Source organism: Rickettsia parkeri, assembly GCF_051427245.1.
Taxonomy (GTDB): Bacteria; Pseudomonadota; Alphaproteobacteria; order Rickettsiales; family Rickettsiaceae; genus Rickettsia; species Rickettsia rickettsii.
Genome location: NZ_CP195774.1, coordinates 457,726 through 479,576, shown reverse-complemented (window position 1 = coordinate 479,576; position 21,851 = coordinate 457,726). Strand labels below are relative to the sequence as shown.

The following is a 21,851-nucleotide window of genomic DNA, read 5'->3' as shown; positions in this document are numbered from 1 at the left end:
AAAATTCTTAGGATCAATAGTTAAGACATGAATCACATGCTTATCTTTTTCATAACGATTATATGTTAAGCCTTTATATTCCTTTATATTTTAAAACTGATTATTAAAGCAAGAAATAAGTAAACTAATCTAATCATATTGTTTTACTTTTTTTAACAATAAAATTTAACCATAATGCCTCTTTACTTGGAGAGAATCTCTTACTCTTTTCCGTCCATATTTTAACTATTTCAAAAAGCCTGTTAAAATAAGGTTTTATTGTATCTTCATGCATATTGTAAAAATCGCGATCATCACGTTGTATAATATCTGAACCGTATCCGTAAGAAACATAAAAAATGCCTTCCGGCTTTAATGCAGCATGAATTTTTATACACATTGATTGTTTCATTATAAGGTACATAAAGGAGAGTTGCTTGAGCCCAAACACCATCAAACGACTCCTTAAAATCGATATCTTGAAAAGTGGAGTGCAGTACATCTATTCCGGTTGCTTTTATAGCTCATTTAACCATTTCGGTTGAACCGTCCAAAGCAGTAACTTGATATCTTTGACTTAAACAATATCGTGTATCACGACCAACTCCGCAACCTGCATCTAAAATATGAGCTTGTTCAGGTAAATAGCTAGTAAATGCTTTATAGTTATCAGACAAATCTGCATTGATTGTTCTGCTATAAAACTCTTGAGCGTTATTATTATAATATTGTATATTTTTCCCAACTATTAGTATATTTATACTCACCAAACAATAACATACAAATAGAAAATACATATAATTTCTATTATATAATAGACTTCTTTTCGAACTCGCTTATAGGGAGGAATTTGGAGGAAACACGGAACGCAGCACCGCAGCGTATAAAAAAGTACGTGAGGATGCGAGTACCGGATTGACGTATAAATTACCCCTAGAAGTAGAGTTCCAAAAGAAGTCTATTGACTATTAGACTTAAAAATGGTCTACTTATCAAGAATAAGGCTTAAGGTTTATATGATAAAAAAAATAATATTTGGAATAGCTATTTTACTTAGTACAAGCTGCTTTGCCAATAGTACAACTTCTGACGGCTCAAAAAAAGATGCAGCAAAAACTAACGATATTACAACACAAAAAATTATAGATGATTTTTCTGCTTACGCCGGTACTATAAAACCGGAAGTACGGGAGGAAATACAAAAATATAGAGTAGCAATAGTCAAGATTAATAAGAAGAAATGTGAACTATATAACAGGCTTTCCAAAGAGGCTCAAAATTTTTTAGCAGAGCAACAAAAATATAAACAAAAACTATCTATCTCTAAGCTAACGGTAGAAAACGACCAAAAGAATAATACTGCTGATTCTAATGATAATAAGAGCAAAAATACAAAATAAATTACTTTTCTTAGCCGTTATTGTGCGGGTCAAAAATCGTCATTGCGAACAGCCGTAGGCTGTGGCGGCAATCTCATGAAATAATAACAAACTCCTGAGATTGCTACGCAATGTCCTCGCAATGACGGATAAACCTATCCATACAACAACTCCGCTTTTAGCTAGGTATTTCATAAATCTGCTCTACTACACCATCAAGACCCATTAAAAAAGTATAAACTTTTAATTGGGGGAATTTTTCTTTTATTATATCACGGGCCTTGTTTAAAATTGCTGCATGTGCTGCCGTTTCTTTTTCCTTGGTATTTAGCTGTTCCTGACCTATAAGTATTTTATAAGCTCCACATTCTCTATGATCAAGAAAAACAATTTGTTTTATGTTATGTAATTCTTGCAAAATCTCAATAGTATCTTCTATTGTTTTTCCCCAATAAGTATATTTGTCGTTAATGAGAGCAAGCGATGCACCGGGCAGTGATACTTTATCAAAATTATCTTCTAATCCTAATTGCTTCATTAATTTATCTGTTTCGTCTATTAATCTAAAATCTACACAACTAATTAAAAGAGTAGAAGCTTCATTTAATGTTTTTAAATGTTCATTACTTACTTCTACCTTCACAACTTTCTTATTGGCAATTATATCATTGTTAGCAGCGTAAAGATTTAAACTAGACACCATAATAAACCCTAAAATTATATATTTTACATGTATCATAAAATTCTCCTATTTAAAAATATTTCTTACAGGCTTTAAAATAAGAATAACCTGTAATGATTGTTAAAAAAGCGGCAATCCATAAAATTATTTCCCCTACTATATCTAAATAAATAATTCCTGAACCTTTTGAGCCTAGTATCAATATCGATAAAGCAAACATTTGTAAAAACGTTTTTACCTTAGCAAGTCTCGATACAGGCACACTAACCTTTACTAGAGTTAAAAATTCCCGAAGACCGCTAACTAAAAATTCTCGTGCTAAAATTAATAAGCAAGGTATCTCATCTACATTATCTTTTTTTAGTAGCATGATAATAACGCAACCTACAAGTAGCTTATCTGCTATAGGGTCAAACATCTTGCCGAAACTTGTAACTAAATTATATTTTCTTGCAATATAACCGTCAAAAAAATCCGTAATACTAGCTAAAACAAATAATAATGCCCCAAGTGTACGTGCAAGTGAATTATTTATATAAAATACCAGTATAATAACTGGAATTACCATTATTCGAGCAATAGTTAAATAATTAGGTAAATTTTTATCTATTCTCATTAATTAAATTTATTAATATAATATTGTTGAATTATGGATAGAATATTATTCCAAGACCAATATATTAAAAGTCCCACAGGAAAACTACTAAACATAAATAAAAAAATTAGCGGCATAAATTTCATTACTTGAGCTTGCATCGGATCCGCAGGTTCAGGACTCATTTTTTGCTGTAAGAACATAGTAATAGCCATTAAAATAGGCCATGCTCCAATCATTAAAAATGACGGCGGCGAAAACGGTAATAAGCCGAATAAATTAAAAATAGTAGTAGGGTCAGATGCAGATAAGTCTTTAATCCAGCCGTAAAACGGTGCTTGCCGCATTTCAATAGTTACATACAATACTTTATAAATGGAGAAAAATACCGGAATTTGAACAAGTATAGGTAAACAACCAGCTACCGGATTTACTTTTTCTTTTTTATATAAAGCCATAATTTCTTGATTTAAACGTGCTTTATCACCACTGTATAAATTTTTTATCCTATCGATTTCCGGCTGTAAATTTTTCATTTTTTTCATCGAACGATAAGACTTATTGGCTAAAGTAAACATTAATAGCTTAATTATAACCGTAACAATTAATATACTAACACCGAAATTACCGACATAGCCATAGAAAAAATTCATGGCGTAGAAAACCGGTTTGGTAATTATATAGAACCAGCCGAAATCAATAGCTCTATCAAATAATTTAATATCATATTGCTTTTCATATTTATCAAGCAAGTCTACTTTTTTTGCTCCAGCAAAAATTCTGCTTTTAATTGAAAAATTTTCGCCAGGCTTTATTATTTGTACCGGTGAAATAAAATCTACCTGATATCTTTCAGTCCCTTGCTTAGGAGCATAATTAAAATTCGAGCTGTAATTACTTGATTTATCCGGAATCAAGGAAGATAACCAATATTTATCGGTAATCCCTATCCAATCAACCTTACTTGCTGCAAATTTTTCACTTTTCTTATCTTTAATATCATCATAAGAATATTCTTTAAGATTCTCGTCTATACACCCGATAGGTCCTTGATGTAATATATTCACCGCTTTCTCTACGGCAATATATTTACGATTTATTAAACCGTAAGATTGCACAGGAAGTTCTTTATCACTATTATTAACGATGGTTTGCTCTATAGTAAATAAATAGTTTTCATCGACAGTAATAGTAACTAAAAATTTAACTCCGTCTTCATTAACCCAAAATAAATGCACAGGTTTTTCAGGGCTTAATATTTCACTATCACTATTCCATATAGTATCGTTGTTAGGGAGTTTTACACTAGATAAATTACTAACTAAACCAACTTCAGCAAAATATGCATTTTCTGTATTAGCCGGTGAAAATAATCTCACTTCAGGACTATTTTTAGATAAATCTTGTTTATATTTCTTTAATATTAAATCATCAAATCTAAGTCCTTTTAATGAAATAGAACCGGTAAGTGATTCAGATTCTATTTTAATACGCTGTACTTGACTTTCTTCTTGCACAATAATACCAGTTGCAGGTTCGACTAAAGCTTTTAACTGTTGTTTCTTTAAATTTTCTGCTTTCTGCACTGCTATTTGCTGTTGCTGTTTTTTTTGTTCAGGTTTTACAACAAAATACTGCCAACCGAAAATTATACTTAAAGACAGTATAATAGCGGCTATTAAATTAATTATATTATTATTCATTCCTAGGTCTTAAATTTTAATATTTTTAAAGCTTTAAGTTTTAAAGCATTTAGAGCAAATAATCAAGTAGTATAATATACTTCTTTGCTTTCAAAAGTAGTAAATATCCAAGCTGAAAGACAACTTCCATCTTGGATACAAATTTAATTTATTTTTACTACTTTTCATTTTACTTCGGATATATTATACCACTCCTACATTCTGAAATATTTTTAATTTAAATTCAGGAAGTATAGAAATGAAATGTTCAGAAATATTGTCCTGTATATTTTCATAACCTACTAAATTTACTTCTTTAACAAAGATATATATTTCTATAGGCAACCCATTAACCGTAGGTTCAAGCTGTCTTACTAGAAAAGTAAACCCTTCGGTATAAACTGCTGGATTATTTTTTAGATATTCCTGAATATATAATTTGAATAGTTTAATGTTGGTTAAATTTTTCTCTTCTTTATCAAGAGTGATTTTATCTATTACATCCTTTGATATATAAGGAGATTTTTTTAGTGCTTTTAAAATAGTAGCATCACAGAAGTTAATAGTTGCCATATTAATATTAAATACTCTCTTTACCCTTCTTGCTCCTGATTCACTAATTCCTCTATAATTAGTTACGTTAGAATTTAAAATGCTGTAAGTAGGAACTGTGGAAATAGATTGGTCAAAATTCCTAATTGTTACTACGGAAATAGTAATTTTTTCAACTGTTCCTTCAATTGCGCCTATACGTACCCAGTCTCCAATATTAATAATTTCTTGAGTAGTTAGTTGCAAGCTTGCAAGTAATCCTAAAACAGTATCTTTGAAAACAAATGTTAAAAGAGCTGCGGCTGCACCTAAGCTTGTTAAGAATGTACTAAGCGAAATATTTAATATATATGAAATAGTTACCATTGCTGCAATAACTATGACAATAATTTTTAATATTTGAAAATATAAGCTAAGCGGTGCATTTTTTGTAACGGCTTTGATTCTATTGTGATACAGATCTGCAAAAGCATCTATAAGCGTTAATAATAACATCGTCACAGATATACCAGTATATAAGATTACTATAGTATCTTTGATTCCCAGTAATACATGTGCTTTAAAAGAAGTAGGATGAAAAATCTTGCCCCAACATACAAAGTAAAGTGCTAATAAAGTATGTAATAAATAACGAAATATAGGATATTTTTTTATCCTTTCATAATCATCATAATGATGTCTAGTTAAATAATTTTTTACCGGAATAAAAATTAATCTTTTAATTAGAAATATCACCGGTATAAGAGATACTAACATAACAAACAATAATACTAACTCAGTACTTGAGGTATGATATAGATCCATTAAATATTGCATATTTTACCTATCATTATTATTATAAATATAAATCTTTTTTATTATTACTAAGAATTTTATTTTTATCAATAATTTTAACTCAAAAGAATTTGGTATTGCTAAGCAAATATAGATACTGTCATTGCAAAGCCACGAAGCAGCTGCGGCAACCCATAAAAATAATAAAAAACTGAATTGCCTAGTCAATTACTTACGTAATTTTCCGTAACTCAGACGTTAAATGAATTAAATAACTTATTTATCTATGACATTTCCTAATATCAATCCAATTATTTTCTCTATAGGTCCACTTGCTATCTCTTGGTATTCTCTTTCATATGTAATAGGAATTTTGCTAGGCTGGTTCTATGCAAATAAAATTATAGAAAAATTTAAGCCTCAAATTACCAAAAAAAATCTAGAAGATTTCATTACTTATGCCGTTATAGGCATAATAGTCGGAGGCAGACTAGGGTTTGTTTTATTATATAACCCTTCTAGATATTTTTCAAATCCAATAGATATCTTAAAAACTTATGAAGGCGGGATGTCTTTCCATGGCGGAGCTTTAGGGGGGATTATTACTGCTTATTTGTTTTGCCGAAAATATAAAATTAATTTTTTAAGTCTCACGGATATAATAGCCCCTGTAGTACCTATCGGATTATTTTTAGGTAGAATCGCTAATTTTATTAACGGCGAACTATACGGACGTATTACAAATTCTTCTTTTGGTATGATTTTTCCGAATAGCGATTTGATGCCAAGACATCCTAGTCAATTATATGAAGCTTTTTTTGAAGGTTTAGTATTATTTAGTATCTTAGCATATACAACATTTAAGCACAAAACTCTTAAAAAGTGCGGTTTAAACTCAGGAATATTTTTCACATTTTACGGTCTTTTCCGAATCACTATTGAAATATTTAGAGAACCCGACATACAAATCGGGTTTATTTTAGATAGCTTAACTATGGGACAGATTTTATCTGTACCTATGTTACTTTTAGGAAGTTATTTAATATGTCAATCGAATCCAAAATAAGACAATTAATTGATCAAAACGGTTATATTACTTGCGATGTCCTCATGCAGGAGGTATTAAACTTAAATCCTACTTCCTATTATAAGCAAGTAAAATCATTAGCTAATGAAGGTGACTTTGTTACGGCTCCTGAAATTTCACAGCTATTCGGTGAAATTATCGGCTTATGGTGTATCAGAGAGTGGCAAAGAATTGGCTGCCCAAAAAGTCTTAGTTTAGTAGAGCTTGGTCCTGGTCGAGGTCTATTAATGCGTGATTTACTACGTACTGCAAAATTAGTACCGGAATTTTATAAAGCCTTATCAATTGAACTAATAGAAATTAATAAAAATTTTATTGCTTATCAAAAGGCTAATTTACAAGATATTAACTTACCGATTAGTCATCAATCATTTGTAGAAGATATACCAAAAAAACCTACTATAATAATAGCTAACGAATTCTTTGATGCTATACCGATAAAGCAATATATTAAAGTCAAGGAATTATGGTATGAAAGAATATTTGTAGTGCAGCCGGTAGACGAAAGAATTAAATACGATAAAATAAGCGTTAATAAGCAACTACAAGAATATCTGCTGTGTACTCATATTGAAGCAAAAGACGGGGCAGTACTTGAAGAATCTTATAAATCGATAGAAATTATAAAATTTATAGCGCAGCATCTAAAAAGACTAAGCGGCAGTGGCTTAATAATAGATTACGGCTATGATATAGCTCCGAATGGTAGAACTAGATATCAATATAATCAAACATTACAAGCGGTTAAAAACCATAAATATTGCCCCATCCTTGAAAATCTTGGAGAAGCTGATTTATCGGCACATGTGGATTTTTATGCATTAAAGACGGTAGCTAAAAACAGCAAAATAAACGTAATAGATACAATATCGCAACGAGATTTTTTAATAGAAAATGGAATCTTATTACGTAAACAAACATTGCAAGACAAGCTTAATGATAGACATCTTGCCAAATTCGCTTATAGAGAGGAATTTAAAGGAGACACGAAACGCAGCACCGCAGCGTACACTTTAGTACGTGAGGATGCGAGTATCGGATCGACGTATAAATTACCTCTAGAAGTAGAGTTTGGAAAGATGTCTGAGCAGGCACAAATAATAGAAAGACAGGTAGAAAGACTAATATCACCGAAACAAATGGGAGAATTATTTAAAGTATTACAAATTATGAATTAATTTAGGTTTTGTGGACATTTCTAAAAAGATTTAATTTTGGCTATTTGTTGCTGCAAATTATAAGATTTTTTTGAAATATGACTAACTATTCCGCAAAAATCTTATTAATTTTTGTTACAAAATACCTCAAAATAGCAAATCAACTAGAAATGTCCACAAAAAAACCTAGGTTCTGAGTCTTGATTATAAATGGACAACTTAAGTCCCCTTCTTCACATTTCAGCATGGCTTCAAATTCTTTTTTATACGCTCTTCGGTTTTTCCTGTAAGATGTAAGACACATAAGCAGTATCATTGGATATACGGAACCGCCATAAACCCCAAAACTTCGAAATTCACAATCAGCATCTCGGTACTTAATCCATAAATTTGGGGATTTTTTAAGTAAATTAACTTGTTCTCGTTTGTCTGAAATATGTTTTAATATTTCTTGGTATATTTGATTTAGTTTCTTATCAACTTTCTTATATTCTGCAGCGACACAATAATTCATATCACCTTGTATCATGGTATTATTACAATCAACAGAAAATAATTGCTTTTTTCATTATTTTATCATTTTTAAAAATAATTAATTAAGAATCACAAACCGTGACGTTCTGCAATTAAACTTTTTATTTTACCGATAGCTTTAGCAGGATTTAAGCCTTTCGGGCAGGTCTTAGTACAGTTCATAATCGTATGACAACGGTAAAGCTTAAATGGGTCTTCTAAAGCTTCAAGACGTTCACCGGTATTATCATCCCTTGAATCGGCAATCCATCTATATGCTTGTAGTAAAATCGCAGGACCCAAATATTTATCACCGTTCCACCAATAGCTAGGACAAGAAGTAGAACAGCAAGCACATAATATACACTCATATAAACCGTCAAGCTTTTCTCGGTCTTTAATCGACTGTAACCTTTCAGAGTTTGAAGGGGTAGGGCTATCGGTTTTGAGCCAAGGTTCTATAGATTCGTATTGTGCATAAAAATGCGACATATCAGGTACTAAATCTTTCACTACTTTCATATGAGGAAGCGGATAGATTTTGATATCGCCTGATATATCTTCTATTGGTTTTATGCATGCTAAAGTATTTGTACCGTCAATATTCATTGCACAACTACCGCAAATTCCTTCCCGACAAGAACGCCTAAAAGTTAAAGTAGAATCGATTTCGTTTTTGATTTTAATTAAAGCATCTAAAACCATCGGTCCGGTTTTGCTTAAATCTATCTCAAAACTATCGATAGTAGGATTCTTATCAAGATCAGGGTCATACCTATAAATTTTTATCTTTCTAGGTTTAAGCATTTCCTCTTGTTCTTTATGCTCTCTACCTTTTTTTACTACTGAATTTGGCGGTAACCTTAACTCTGCCATTTTAAGTACTCTCTTAAAATTTGTTTTTAGAACTATACAAAATAATTAGCTAATTCACAATCTTTCATACCTGTTACGTGGATGACATTAATGTCTCTAGGTTGCCATGCTACTTACAGTTACTCACAAGGTATTGCCAGCGTGGATACCGATGTCATTCCCGCAGCAGCAGGAATCCAGAAAAAATAGTCTTAGTACTAACAAAATAAACCTAAAAAAACAAATTTTTTGTAGGTTTTACTGGATTCCCGCTTCTGCGGGAATGACATCAAGAGCATTTACTGGTCCACGCAACAACGCCTACTCACAATGACGATATTTATAGTTAGCAATCCATATACGAAGATCAACTGCAAAAAGAGCCAGGAGTTCACAAGACGAGGAACGCAGCATATACTTAATACGTGAGTACCGCAGTACTTGTAGAACGACTTAGCCAATTTTTGAAGTTGATCGAGTATATTCCATTATCCATTAAACTGCTCTTTTATTGAGTCATATATATTTTATAATCTCATCTAATTTTTTAGTTTCAATTACGCTGCCATTATTAATATTCAGAATATTTTTAACATTCTCAAGCAATAATATATAGGGTTTGTGATATTGTACTATTATGATTATTTCATACAAAAGTCTACATCTCCTATACCAAGCCTCTTACCTGAAATACTAAAAGATTGGCAAGGAAAACCGGCATATAAAATATCATGTTTAGGGATTTTGGTTTCTGATATTTCCGTAATATCACCGTATGGCTTATCACCGAAATTTCTTTTATATGCTTCTTGTACGTCTTTGTCTATGAAAAAACACATTCAAGACCCTTTATTTCCAAGGCTTTTCTAAAACCACCGATACCACAAAATAAATCTATAAATTTATACATAAATTATACTACTAAACTTAGGAAGCGTAATTTTCTTTTTTAGCTTTAGTTGTTTTTGTTTTCTCAGGTGATTTTTCTTTATCTATTTTTATAGTAGATGAATCATTAAAAGGAAATTTATTCTCCTCTTCTGAATCTAAAGCTCTACCACTAAGTAAATTTTTAATTTGCTGACCGGACAATGTCTCATATTCAATTAAAGCATTTGCTAAGGTATGAAGTTGATCTATATGTTTTGTTAAAATATCTTTTGCAAATTCATATCCTTGCGTAATAATTCTTTTAACTTCAGCATCAATTAACTCTGCAGTAGCTTCCGAGGTTTCATTATTAGGTTGTCTACCATACATATCGTCACCACTTGAACCGTGAAATATCGGTCCTATTAAATCACTTAAACCTGCTTTTGTAACCATCGCTCTGGCAATATTAGTTGCACCTTTTATATCCGACGAAGCTCCTGAGGTAACTTTATTTCTACCGAAAATAATTTCCTCCGCTACTCTTCCTGCCATATAAACTGCTATAGATGATTCCATCTGTTCACGATTCTGAGAATATTCATCAGTTTCAGGAAGTCTTTGCACCATCCCAAGAGCATTACCACGCGGTATAATCGTAGCCTTATGAATAGGCGATGCTGCAGGACAATAAAGTCCTACTAATGCATGTCCGCCTTCATGATATGCAGTCAACCTTTTTTCTTTCTCCGACATTGCAATGGAGCGACGTGCAACTCCCATCAGCACCTTATCTTTTGCCTCTTCCATGTCGTGCATATCTACTTCTTTCTTACCAAGCCTTGCAGCAATAAGAGCAGCTTCATTAACTAAGTTAGCAAGTTCAGCACCGGAAAAGCCCGGGGTACCGCGAGCAATAATTCGTGCTAGTACCGTACTATTATATTTAATTTTCTTTAAATGTACTTTTAGAATTTGCTCACGACCGTTTATATCAGGGTTTGCAACGGCAATTTGACGATCAAACCTACCGGGACGCAGTAATGCACGATCAAGAACGTCAGGACGGTTTGTAGCTGCAATGATCACAACTCCCTCATTTGCTTCAAATCCATCCATTTCGACTAACATTTGGTTTAAGGTTTGCTCACGTTCATCATTGCCGCCACCCATACCGATACCTCTATGACGACCTACCGCATCAATTTCATCGATAAAGATAATACAAGGAGCATTACGTTTACCCTGTTCAAACATGTCACGCACACGGCTTGCACCGACACCTACAAACATTTCAACAAAATCAGAGCCGGATATGCTAAAAAACGGAACATTAGCCTCACCTGCAATTGCTTTAGCAAGAAGTGTCTTACCGGTTCCGGGAGGACCTATAAGTAAGCAGCCTTTCGGTATTTTACCACCAAGCTTTTGGAACTTGCTTGGATCCCTTAAAAAATCTACTATTTCAGTTAATTCTTCTTTTGCTTCACCGATACCTGCTACATCTTTAAAGGTAATTTTTGGTCCTTTATCTGATAGCAACCTAGCTTTAGATTTTCCAAACCCCATGGCTTTCCCACCTCCATGCATTTGACGCATGAAAAAAACCCAAACACCTATCAATAAAAGCATAGGAAACCAAGAAATTAAAAAGCCTAAAAAGGTATTCATTCTTGTTTCAAGAGGCACTACTTCAATATTAACGTCATTGCTAGTAAGACGATTTACTAAATCAGGATAATCAGGAGCATAAGTATTAAAAGTAGAGCCGTCATTTGAAGTGCCTTCAATTACTCTACCCTGAATTTTTACCGAATTAACGGTCTTTTCATCAACTCGTGTTAAAAAATCCGAGAAAGTTATATTATTTCTTCCACCAAGTAAACTGTCAGATTGGAACACATTAAAAAGTAATATTACAAAAATAAAAAGTGCTGCCCAAGCTAAAATACTTCTACCTTGATTATTCATCGATATAAAACCTAATAAAAATTTTTATTGGTATAAGAGAGGTCTGTAAATAAATTTTATCGTTAAAATTTATTTACAGATAACCTCTTAAATACCGGTGTTAGCAAAAATGGGTGAAACGAGATACAAAATTTGGAGAAAAAGATACTTCAAAGTTCCACATGTCGTTATCATAATATGATATATGTGGTATTGCTATAACTTTTTCAAGTATTTTAATGATAGGTAAGGTCAATAAAACTGCATTGTGGTTTTTGCAGGATAGATTTTTCAAAGGTTCTAAATCTAATTGTTTCTTTATTATTTTATAATCTTTTAACGATAGATGAGTTACAAAACAATTTGGAGTTTCTTGATTTTTTGTGATACAAAATCTATTATCCCAAATAACGGATTTATCTAGTAATATTTTACTCTCAGGCAATTTTTTGCCGAATTCCCTGTATATAAGTAACTCGTTTTGTATGCGCTTAATTATACAGCCATGAAGTGTATTCTTAAAGTTTACGTCTTGAGTAATTAATTTCAAAATAGGTTCTACCGAATAAAAACGAGCTGCTCTAGATTGTCCACTAATTATTATCAGTAAAAAATTAATTATTTGTACTTTCACCTCATTTGAAAACTTATCAAATTTAACTAAATCAAGAAAAGCAAAGCCATATTCAAAAATCTTGACCGCTTCAGCTATCGCCGATATTAATTCAGGCTTAAACTCGTTTTCTATAAGTTTGTTGGTTTTAAGTTGTTGTGAGATTATTGCGGCTTTAGACATCTTTCCACACTTCGCTTCTAGAGATAATTTAGACGCCGTTCCGGTACTCGCATCCTCACGTACTAAAGTGTACGCTGCGGTGCTGCGTTCCGTGTCTCCTTTAAATTCCTCTCTATAAACTGGTTTGGAAAAATGTCTAATATAATCTGCACCTTTAGCTAATTTTTGCCTAATAACATTTCGTCTATATTTATCAGATGAATTTGACTCATCTTCAAACCATTTTATATTATGCCTGACTAAATATTCTACTAATTCACTTTTTGGAATATTATATAGCGGTCTAATTATTTGTATATTATTATACCAATTGATATTACTGCTACTAAGTCCAAATATACCGCTATTACGCTCTAATCTTAAACAAAAATTTTCTACGTAATCATCTTCATGGTGAGCAGTTAAAAGTACTAATATATCGAGTTCTAGACATAGATTTGTCATCAAATCATAGCGTCCTTCTCTTGCTCTTTCTTGTAAATTGGAAAAATTATTTTGATGGTCAAAAGATAAACTATAATGCTTGCGATTTAGACTATTACTGATATTTTGGGTATAATGGGTCTCTTGCTTCGACTGTTCCCGTAAGTTATGATCAACCGATATAACAAATAATTCTATATTATTTTTCTCTGCCCAAATATTAGCAAGATAAAGAAGTGCTACCGAATCGCTCCCACCAGATACTGCAATCGATATTTTAGATAAGCCAAAATTACCTATTAGATTATTGATATTATACTCAAATTTTTCATATAGCATGGTTGAAAAATGTTAGTATTGTAAAGTGTTTGGATATTGTGGTCAAACTTAGTAGTATGTCATTCCTGCGAAAGCAGGAATCCAGAAAAAAAGTATAAACACAGCAAATTCTTGAAATTAAAAGCTCGATTTATCTCGCTTTATGCTGGATGCCCGCCTACGCGGGAATGACATCGAGCAAGTTTCTCAATCCATACAACAATGCTCTACTTTTGCAATGGTAACAAAAAACTACACAATTAGATGATAAAAAAAATTTATGCTGACTCAGCTAAATCTTCTGAAGTTTCAGTCTTTTGTTCGCGTAAATAATCTTGTGCTTCTGATTCTGATCTTGCAACAATAACCGTAACTATAGCATTAAGCTCTGCATGGAGTCTTATTTCAACTGTATAAATTCCGGTAGATTTAATTTGTTTATCAAGAATAATATTTGAATGAGAAATATTATAAGATATATTTTCAGATAATTTATCGGCTATTTCTTTATTAGTAACCGAACCGAAAAGTTTACCGTCATTTGATGTTTGACGGATAAAAACTAATTGTTGATCTTTAATAAGAGCATTAATTTTTTCTACTTCTTCTCTTATTTGCTTATCTTTTGCTTCAAATTCGTGTTTTTGTTTAACTATTAGCTCTTTATTAGGCTCAGTAGCTCTAATAGCTAATTTTTGCGGTAAAAGATAATTACGACCAAACCCGTCTGCTACTTTGAGTATGTCGCCAATTTTACCTAATTTTCTTACGGGTTTTATTAATATAATTTCCATGTACTATGCCTTTATTTAGCTTGAAATACAAAAGGTAATAACGCTAAAATTCTTGCAATTTTAATAGCATTATTTAGCTTTCTTTGTTTCTTTGCACAAACATTTGTGATCCTGCTTGGTAACATTCTACCGCCTTCAGAGACAAATTTTATTAAAAGCTCAGGGTTTTTATAATCAATAACAGGTGCATTAGGCACAGAAAGAGGGCATCCTTTACGTCTTCTAAAAAATACTTTTTTAGCAGTTTTATCTCCTACCTTGTGAGCAGCTGTTTCACTAACATTATTACTTTTTAACATTCTTTAACCTTAATTCTTACAAATTTAATTATTAATCGTTACGTCAATTACCGGAGTATTCTCTGTACTTTGATTTTTTAATATCGGTGAAGGTTCACTACTAATTGAATCTGCTTGAATTGTAAGAAATCTAATGATATTTTCGTTAAGCTTCATTTTTCTTTCTAGCTCTTCTTTTACATTACCAGTAATATCTAGACCTAAAAAATAATAATGTCCTTTTTTGTTATTACCGATTTTGTAAGCTAAAGTTCTTAACCCCCAATATTCTTTTTTTATGATAGTGCCATTATTATCTTTAATAATTTTAGCAAAATCATCAACGATTTTATCTATATCGTTTAATGATACGTCTTGACGTATAATAAAAACTGATTCATAAAAGCTCATGATATATAAGAATCTCCAACAAACAAACTTTAAAATAAAGCTATTTATAGCAACTAAAACTATTAAATTCAAGTATTATCTTTAAAAAATTATTATTTCTTTGTTTCTTTTTATAAAAAGTTTGCTATAAACCCTAATAAATTAGAAAATTATTACAAAAATTTTTAATTATTTACTAAATATTAATGAAGATTAATTCAGTGTTTGATAAGCTATTACCTGAAGTTTTAATTATAGAAGAAAAAAATAAAAAAGTGTTACTATTGCTTTAAGTAATAATATAAGAGAGAGCAGGATTTAATATAATGAGGGCTTCAACTCTAGAAAAAGCATTAACTTATTTTTTTTAGTCAGCTGCTTGTTATTATGATTATTAGTGCAGAATTACAAGAAAATCCTTTAATAACAATAAATAACTAACAGAAATATAACGTACTATTTTTTTATAAGCCCTTCTTATCTGAGCAAATAGTAGGTACTTTAAAGAGCTTATTGAGACGTTTCAAGTCAGTTGTACAAGATAATATTATTAAATTTAAGAATCTAAATATTGATTTAAATACTGAAAAAGTATACAAAGACGGACTGAATATTCCTCTAGGTCCTACTGAGTTTAAAATTTTACAACTTTTTTTTCAGGTTCCAAATGAAGTATTTTTGCGTCAAGAAATAATAAAATATTTATGGGAAAGTGAAGAGACCTTTTTAATGAACGTCTCATAGATGTTCATATAAATAGGATAGAGGTCTTAGGGAAAGACAATTTAATTATTACAACCGTTCGTTTATCGGTTATTGTCTAAATAAAGGATAACTAGAATTTTATTGTCAAAATTTTCTTTGTATTTATGCATTAAGTATGTTAATATCTATTAATACTGATGTATAATATAATTAAGATTTTATTCGTTGCCGATTTATATATTTTATAACTAAAAACTGTAAATTTTATGTTAAGTAAACTAAATAAGCCCGCTTTATTTGCTTTAATATTTTATCCTATTTTTATTATATCTCTTGTAGTTAAATATTCGTTTGATTATGGAATAGGGCTAACTGAAGTTATTTTTATAATTGCTAGTTATTATATTAATAATATTACCGTTGGGATCGGTCTGCATAGGTTATGGTCTCATAATGCCTATAAAATAAATAAATATGCCGAGTTTGTCTTAATTATGCTGTCTGCAGGAACATTACAAGGACCAGCTTTATCTTGGGCATCGAATCATTATAAACATCATAGATATACGGATCAAGACCAAGATCCACATACTCCTTTAAAATTTGATAATAAATTTTTAGGCTTTATGTGGTCTCATATAGGATGGATGCTAGTCGGAAGCGGTAGCTATAAGTCTATTGATCGCATTACTTGGGCTAAGCACGGGAAAAACAATTTATTAAAATGGCAGCTAAAATATTATTGGCAAATAGCAGCTTTTATGAATATTGTCGTGCCTTTATTTATCGGTTACTTAGTCGGTGGTACTATGCAATCGGCATATGCAGGATTTTTATTTATGGGGCTCGGTAGATTCCTACAGCAGCAAGCAACCTTCTGCGTTAATTCTTTATGCCACTTTGCCGGTAGTAAAAAATATTACAAAGGCACTGCTGGAGATATTTGGTGGATGGCATTATTCTTACTCGGTGAAAATTGGCATAATTACCATCATGCTTTTCCTTCAGATTATCGTAACGGTGCAAAATGGTATCATTTGGACGTTCACAAATGGATAATATTTTTAATGAGTAAAATCGGTTTAGCTTCAGAACTTGAACGTACTACAAAAGTACGTATACAGGCAAAAACGCAAGAAACTTTAAGCTATCTTAGTGAAAAACAAAAGCAAAAATTGACTTTAATGCAAACTAAAATAGATCATTTATTAGAAAATCTATGCTTAAAAATTAAAGAGCTTGAAGAATCATCTATTACTATCAAAGAACAATTTAAAAAATCTTTTGTAGAAATACAAGAATCACTTAAAAATTTAGCGGAGCAAGTAAGTGCTGCAACGCAAATAACAGAAAAATCTTCGGAAAAACTATTAAAAATAGTTAATAAAAAAATTATTGATGCCGAACAATCTATTTATAAGCTGTATAATCAATTAAATACCTTAAAGGTATCTAATTAGGCATTATTAAATTGATTGCAAGCGGGTGTTGGTGTTGTCACATGGATCCTGTTATGTCATGCCCGCCTACGCGGGAATGACATCGGTATCCACGTGGACAACACCTTCTCACAATGACGCAAACTATCATTTTTTACTTAACAACGCCTCTAATTAGTTTCAATTTGAATGATAAAAATTTTAGGTATAGAATCAAGCTGTGATGATACAGCTGTTTCTATAATCACCAAAAATCGAGAAATCTTATCTAATATAATCATTTCACAAAATACAGAACATGCAGTTTTTGGAGGGGTAGTACCTGAAATTGCTGCACGTTCTCACTTATCACATCTAGATAAAGCATTAAAAAATGTTTTAAAAGAAAGCAACACTAAATTAACGGACATTAGTACAATTGCTGCAACTTCCGGTCCAGGTTTAATCGGCGGTGTTATAGTTGGCTCAATGTTTGCAAGATCACTAAGCAGTGCTTTAAAAAAACCCTTTATTGCAATTAATCATTTAGAAGGTCATGCTTTAACCGCAAGACTAACCGATAATATTCCTTATCCTTATTTACTCTTGTTAGCTTCGGGCGGACATTGCCAATTTGTAGCAGTTTTAGGTCTCGGAAAATATAAAATACTAGGATCTACTATAGATGATGCCGTAGGCGAAGCCTTTGACAAGGTAGCCAAAATGCTAAACTTAGCTTTTCCCGGAGGACCTGAAATTGAGAAAAGAGCAAAACTTGGCGATCCTCATAAATATAAATTTCCAAAACCTATAATTAACAGCGGTAATTGCAATATGTCCTTTTCAGGACTTAAAACTGCCGTGCGTACTTTAATAATGAATTTAAAGGAAATTAATGACACTGTAATCAATGATATAGCAGCAAGTTTTCAATTTACTATAGGAGAAATTCTAAGTAGTAAGGTACAAGATGCTATTAGAGCATATGAACAAATAACAAATAATTTTGATAAGAAGAATATAGTTATTGCCGGCGGTGTCGCTGCTAATAAATATTTACAACAAATATTAAGTAGCTGTGCTAAAACATATGGTTATCGGCTTATTTATCCACCTATCCACTTATGCACCGATAATGCTGCAATGATTGCATATGCAGGACTTGAGCGTTACAATAATAAGTTATTTACTCCTTTGAATTTCTGTCCAAAAGCTAGGTGGAGTTTAGAGGATATTAGTAATTAAAATTTATTTACTGATATCCTCTAAGAAGAAATATAATTTTTTAATATTGACACTTCTTAATTTAGTAGTATGATATGTAATTACCATGAAACATGGCAATTACATATATAAAAAAGAGGTAAGTTTATGAGCAATAGCAATTATGAAAACATATACAAAGCATTTTATTGTTTTTCAGAAGCAACCAATTCTGCCTATTCAGCCGTAAATACTTTTTTAGAACTACCTAATGTATTTAATAAATATCCTACTGTTATTTCTTTAATTTTTTCTAAAACAGCAACATTAGACTCTAATATAACCAATATAATTAAAAACGGTGTTATTATATATGATATATCAACAGCCTTAATAGGGGCCGTAAATACTTTTTATAAAGATAAAAAACTAGTCGATAAAATATTAAAAGACGGACAGAATGCTATTGATAAGCTTATTGAAACAACAACCTATTTATCGCCAATAGTTACAGATATTACAAATTCTTACTTAGTTGATCCGTATAAAGAAGAAAACTCACTATTATTTGACTTACAAATTCCTAACTCTACTAGTAGTGATTATTATAAATTATCAGGTACTGAAAGTATAACATTAGCTGAAATTGAATATTATTAATACTAATTTATAAAATTTTCGTTTTGTGTCATTCCCGCTCCTGCAGGAATGACATCAAACGCGTTTTTTGAGCTATGCAACAAATCTTTTAATAGCTCGCAATGACAAAATCAATAATTATTAGACAGTGCCTTTAACAAGAATATTGGATTATGCGATAATTCGTTATTCGGAAAAAATTAATCAACTCATTGTTACCTTCAATTCTTTATCCTTTGAATTTATTTTAACCGTTTTACCGCTACTTATTTCGCCTGCTAAAATCATTTTGGCTAAATTATTTTGTATTTCCCGCTGGATAAGACGTTTTAAGGGTCTTGCTCCAAAGCTTGGATCATAACCTTTTTCGGCTAAATAATTTAATGCAGATTCATCAAATTCAAGAATAATATTTTGTGCTAGTAAAATTTTCTTTAAACTTTCAAGCTGTATCTTAACTATATCATGAATATTATTACGATTTAGGCGATGGAATAATATAATCTCGTCTAGTCTGTTTAAAAACTCAGGTTTAAATACTGCTTTTACATATTCCATAACCTCATCCTTTACTTTATATGTATCTTCGTCCTCTTTCTGATTAACGAGTACCTCAGCACCTAAATTAGACGTTAAAACTATTATAGTATTCTTAAAATCAACCGTTATACCTTGACTATCTGTTAATCTTCCCTCATCAAGTATTTGCAGCATAATATTAAATATGTCGGGATGGGCTTTTTCAACCTCATCAAATAATATTACCTGATAAGGACGGCGTCTTACTGCCTCCGTCAACACTCCGCCTTGATCATATCCGATATAGCCGGGAGGAGCTCCTATCAGGCGAGAAATAGCGTGCTTCTCCATATATTCCGACATATCTATACGAAGTATTGCATTACGGTCATCAAAAAGAAAACCAGCTAAGGCTTTGGTAAGCTCGGTTTTACCGACTCCGGTCGGTCCTAAGAATAAGAACGAACCAAGCGGGCGGTTAATATCTTGAATCCCTGCACGTGATCTTCTTACCGCATCACTAACACCTTTAATTGCCTTATCCTGCCCTATTACCGATTCTCGTAATTTCTGCTCCATCACAAGCAAACGCTCACGTTCACTTGATAGCATCGTATCAATTGGAATACCAGTAATACGAGAGATAATACTTGCTATATCACTTTCCGATACAATTTCTTTTAACAGCCCTTTATTATCCATACTTTCGGCTTCCTGAATCTTTTTCATAATCTCAGGTATAATTCCGTATTTTAGCTCACTAGCTTTAGCGAGATTAGCATCACGTTCGGCACGTTCAAGCTCGTTTCGGCTACGGTCTAGTTCTTCTTTGAGCTTTTGTGTTTGCTGTAGTTTAGACTTTTCAGCTTGCCATTTAGCTCCCATATCATAGGATTGAGACTCTAATTTTTCTAATGCTGTAGTTAAATGCTCTATTTTCTTTTTAGAATGCTCGTCATTTTCTTTTTTAAGTGCTGCAAGCTCTACTTTTATCTGAATAATACGACGGTCCAGCTCATCAAGCTCTTCTGGTTTACTGGATAGCTCTATTTTCATACGGCTACAAGCTTCATCAATCAAATCAATAGCTTTATCAGGTAAATAACGATCGGTAATATAACGGTTTGATAACGTCGCTGCTGCAACTATTGCACTATCGGAAATTCGCACTGCATGATGCAGCTCATATTTTTCTTTAATTCCTCTAAGTATTGATATAGTATCCTCAACCGTCGGCTCACTCACGTAAACAGGCTGAAAACGACGAGCAAGTGCCGCATCTTTCTCGATATATTTACGATATTCATCTAGAGTAGTAGCACCGATACAATGCAGTTCACCACGAGCAAGCATCGGCTTTAGTAAATTCGAGGCATCCATAGCACCGTCGGTTTTTCCCGTACCGACTAATAGATGCAATTCATCGATAAATAAAATAATTTCACCGCTTGATTCTTTGATTTCGCTAAGCACTGCTTTAAGACGTTCTTCAAATTCGCCTCGATATTTAGCTCCCGCTATTAAAGCTCCCATATCAAGCTCAATAATACGGCAATTAACAAGCGATTCAGGTACGTCCTTACTAAATATTCGTTGTGCAAGCCCCTCTATTATAGCAGTTTTACCGACTCCAGGTTCTCCAATCAATACAGGATTATTTTTCATACGTCGTGATAGTACCTGCACCGTTCTTCTTATTTCTTCATCACGTCCGATTATCGGATCAAGCTTACCACTTTCGGCAAGCTCTGTTACGTCTCTGCCGTATTTCTTTAAAGCATCGTAACTATTTTCTGCCGATTCGGTATCTGCTTTTTTGCCTTTACGAAACTGTAAAATAGCTGTTGCTATTTTTTTATTATTAATTCCATTATTCGTTAAAATTTTACCGGCTATAGTATTATCATACGTTAATGCTTCAAATATACGCTCTATGGTTACAAAGCTATCCCCACTGTCTTTAGCAATGCTACTAGCTTTTTCTAAAACTTTAAGAGCTTCAGCAGAAGAATAAACTTGTCCCCCTCCCTCAACCTGAACTTTTGGGATTTTATTTAGTTCTAGCTGAACTTGATCTTTTAATAAGGTTATATTACCGCCAGTATTATTAATAAGGGTTTGAATTATACCTGTTTCTTCACTTAAAAGACTAGATAATAAATGCAAAGGTAATATTTGCTGATGATCATTTTTAGCAGCAAGTGATTGGCTACTAGCTATCACTGATTTAGCATGTGCAGTAAATTTATCAATATTCATATAAATAATATATTTTAATTAATAAAGTTAAATA

The 21,851-nt window shown here is 32.0% G+C and carries 21 protein-coding genes and 2 pseudogenes; 8 read left to right on the top strand and 15 right to left on the bottom strand.

What is annotated here, in order from left to right:
* Positions 1 to 133 precede the first annotated feature (133 nt).
* Entirely contained in the window at positions 134 to 391 is a 258-nt protein-coding gene (locus ACSFFC_RS02840) for a hypothetical protein (RefSeq protein ID WP_014410313.1), read from the bottom strand.
* Between the two features lie 112 nt (positions 392 to 503).
* Positions 504 to 776, bottom strand: coding sequence for a class I SAM-dependent methyltransferase (locus ACSFFC_RS02835; RefSeq protein WP_014410312.1), 273 nt, complete (start codon positions 774 to 776; stop codon positions 504 to 506).
* Positions 777 to 795: 19 nt separating this feature from the next.
* Between ACSFFC_RS02835 and ACSFFC_RS02830 the strand changes: the two are divergent.
* Positions 796 to 945 (top strand): annotated as a pseudogene (locus ACSFFC_RS02830) (palindromic element RPE1 domain-containing protein); the annotation flags it as partial.
* 50 nt (positions 946 to 995) lie between these two features.
* Positions 996 to 1,379, top strand: coding sequence for a hypothetical protein (locus ACSFFC_RS02825; RefSeq protein ID WP_014410311.1), 384 nt, complete (start codon positions 996 to 998; stop codon positions 1,377 to 1,379).
* A 157-nt stretch (positions 1,380 to 1,536) separates the two neighbouring features.
* Here the strand turns inward: ACSFFC_RS02825 and ACSFFC_RS02820 are convergent, their stop codons facing one another.
* The 4 genes from ACSFFC_RS02820 to ACSFFC_RS02805 form a co-directional block, all read right to left on the bottom strand.
* Entirely contained in the window at positions 1,537 to 2,097 is a 561-nt protein-coding gene (locus ACSFFC_RS02820) for a carbonic anhydrase (protein ID WP_004996838.1), read from the bottom strand.
* Between the two features lie 13 nt (positions 2,098 to 2,110).
* Positions 2,111 to 2,656 (bottom strand): CDP-diacylglycerol--glycerol-3-phosphate 3-phosphatidyltransferase, encoded by a 546-nt coding sequence (pgsA, locus tag ACSFFC_RS02815; RefSeq protein ID WP_012719345.1) that lies wholly within the window; start codon positions 2,654 to 2,656, stop codon positions 2,111 to 2,113.
* A complete protein-coding gene (gene yidC, locus ACSFFC_RS02810; RefSeq protein ID WP_014410310.1) occupies positions 2,656 to 4,338 on the bottom strand; it encodes a membrane protein insertase YidC in 1,683 nt (560 codons plus the stop codon). The genes pgsA and yidC overlap by 1 nt, the downstream gene beginning before the upstream one ends.
* Positions 4,339 to 4,521: 183 nt before the next feature.
* Positions 4,522 to 5,685, bottom strand: coding sequence for a mechanosensitive ion channel family protein (locus tag ACSFFC_RS02805; RefSeq protein WP_014410309.1), 1,164 nt, complete (start codon positions 5,683 to 5,685; stop codon positions 4,522 to 4,524).
* A gap of 244 nt (positions 5,686 to 5,929) precedes the next feature.
* On the opposite strand from ACSFFC_RS02805, the gene lgt reads away from it, so the two are divergent.
* Positions 5,930 to 6,709: a prolipoprotein diacylglyceryl transferase gene (gene lgt, locus ACSFFC_RS02800; RefSeq protein ID WP_014410308.1), complete on the top strand. Its 780-nt coding sequence runs from the start codon at positions 5,930 to 5,932 to the stop codon at positions 6,707 to 6,709.
* Entirely contained in the window at positions 6,688 to 7,908 is a 1,221-nt protein-coding gene (locus tag ACSFFC_RS02795) for a class I SAM-dependent methyltransferase (protein ID WP_010976756.1), read from the top strand. Before lgt ends, ACSFFC_RS02795 begins: the two co-directional genes overlap by 22 nt.
* Before the next feature lie 139 nt (positions 7,909 to 8,047).
* On the opposite strand, the gene ACSFFC_RS02790 is transcribed toward ACSFFC_RS02795, so the two are convergent.
* The 8 genes and pseudogenes from ACSFFC_RS02790 to rpsF form a co-directional block, all read right to left on the bottom strand.
* Complete coding sequence (locus tag ACSFFC_RS02790; protein ID WP_014410307.1) at positions 8,048 to 8,416, bottom strand: lysozyme inhibitor LprI family protein; 369 nt, start codon at positions 8,414 to 8,416, stop codon at positions 8,048 to 8,050.
* Positions 8,417 to 8,490: 74 nt separating this feature from the next.
* Entirely contained in the window at positions 8,491 to 9,276 is a 786-nt protein-coding gene (locus ACSFFC_RS02785; RefSeq protein ID WP_014410306.1) for a succinate dehydrogenase iron-sulfur subunit, read from the bottom strand.
* 495 nt (positions 9,277 to 9,771) lie between these two features.
* A pseudogene (locus ACSFFC_RS02780) lies at positions 9,772 to 10,165 on the bottom strand (DNA cytosine methyltransferase).
* A gap of 17 nt (positions 10,166 to 10,182) precedes the next feature.
* Positions 10,183 to 12,096, bottom strand: coding sequence for an ATP-dependent zinc metalloprotease FtsH (ftsH, locus tag ACSFFC_RS02775; protein ID WP_014410303.1), 1,914 nt, complete (start codon positions 12,094 to 12,096; stop codon positions 10,183 to 10,185).
* Between the two features lie 100 nt (positions 12,097 to 12,196).
* Positions 12,197 to 13,633, bottom strand: coding sequence for a tRNA lysidine(34) synthetase TilS (gene tilS / locus ACSFFC_RS02770; protein WP_014410302.1), 1,437 nt, complete (start codon positions 13,631 to 13,633; stop codon positions 12,197 to 12,199).
* 257 nt (positions 13,634 to 13,890) lie between these two features.
* A complete protein-coding gene (rplI, locus tag ACSFFC_RS02765) occupies positions 13,891 to 14,406 on the bottom strand; it encodes a 50S ribosomal protein L9 (protein WP_004996862.1) in 516 nt (171 codons plus the stop codon).
* Positions 14,407 to 14,417: 11 nt separating this feature from the next.
* Positions 14,418 to 14,705 carry a 30S ribosomal protein S18 gene (gene rpsR, locus ACSFFC_RS02760; protein WP_014410301.1) on the bottom strand — a complete coding sequence of 96 codons (288 nt, stop codon included), beginning with the start codon at positions 14,703 to 14,705 and terminating at the stop codon, positions 14,418 to 14,420.
* 24 nt (positions 14,706 to 14,729) lie between these two features.
* Entirely contained in the window at positions 14,730 to 15,095 is a 366-nt protein-coding gene (gene rpsF, locus ACSFFC_RS02755) for a 30S ribosomal protein S6 (protein ID WP_010976750.1), read from the bottom strand.
* Positions 15,096 to 15,587: 492 nt separating this feature from the next.
* Between rpsF and ACSFFC_RS02750 the strand changes: the two genes are divergently transcribed.
* The 4 genes from ACSFFC_RS02750 (at position 15,588) to ACSFFC_RS02735 (ending at position 19,060) form a co-directional block, all read left to right on the top strand.
* Positions 15,588 to 15,818, top strand: a complete 231-nt coding sequence (locus tag ACSFFC_RS02750; RefSeq protein WP_014410300.1) for a winged helix-turn-helix domain-containing protein — start codon at positions 15,588 to 15,590, stop codon at positions 15,816 to 15,818.
* Between the two features lie 227 nt (positions 15,819 to 16,045).
* Positions 16,046 to 17,239, top strand: coding sequence for an acyl-CoA desaturase (locus tag ACSFFC_RS02745; protein WP_014410299.1), 1,194 nt, complete (start codon positions 16,046 to 16,048; stop codon positions 17,237 to 17,239).
* 168 nt (positions 17,240 to 17,407) lie between these two features.
* Positions 17,408 to 18,442: a tRNA (adenosine(37)-N6)-threonylcarbamoyltransferase complex transferase subunit TsaD gene (gene tsaD / locus ACSFFC_RS02740; protein WP_014410298.1), complete on the top strand. Its 1,035-nt coding sequence runs from the start codon at positions 17,408 to 17,410 to the stop codon at positions 18,440 to 18,442.
* 126 nt (positions 18,443 to 18,568) lie between these two features.
* The gene (locus tag ACSFFC_RS02735) at positions 18,569 to 19,060 is read left to right on the top strand and encodes a DUF5424 family protein (protein WP_014410297.1); all 492 of its coding nucleotides are present in this window, start codon (positions 18,569 to 18,571) and stop codon (positions 19,058 to 19,060) included.
* 183 nt (positions 19,061 to 19,243) lie between these two features.
* On the opposite strand, the gene clpB is transcribed toward ACSFFC_RS02735, so the two are convergent.
* On the bottom strand, positions 19,244 to 21,817 hold the full coding sequence (gene clpB / locus ACSFFC_RS02730) for an ATP-dependent chaperone ClpB (RefSeq protein WP_014410296.1): 2,574 nt from the start codon (positions 21,815 to 21,817) through the stop codon (positions 19,244 to 19,246).
* Positions 21,818 to 21,851: the final 34 nt, after the last annotated feature.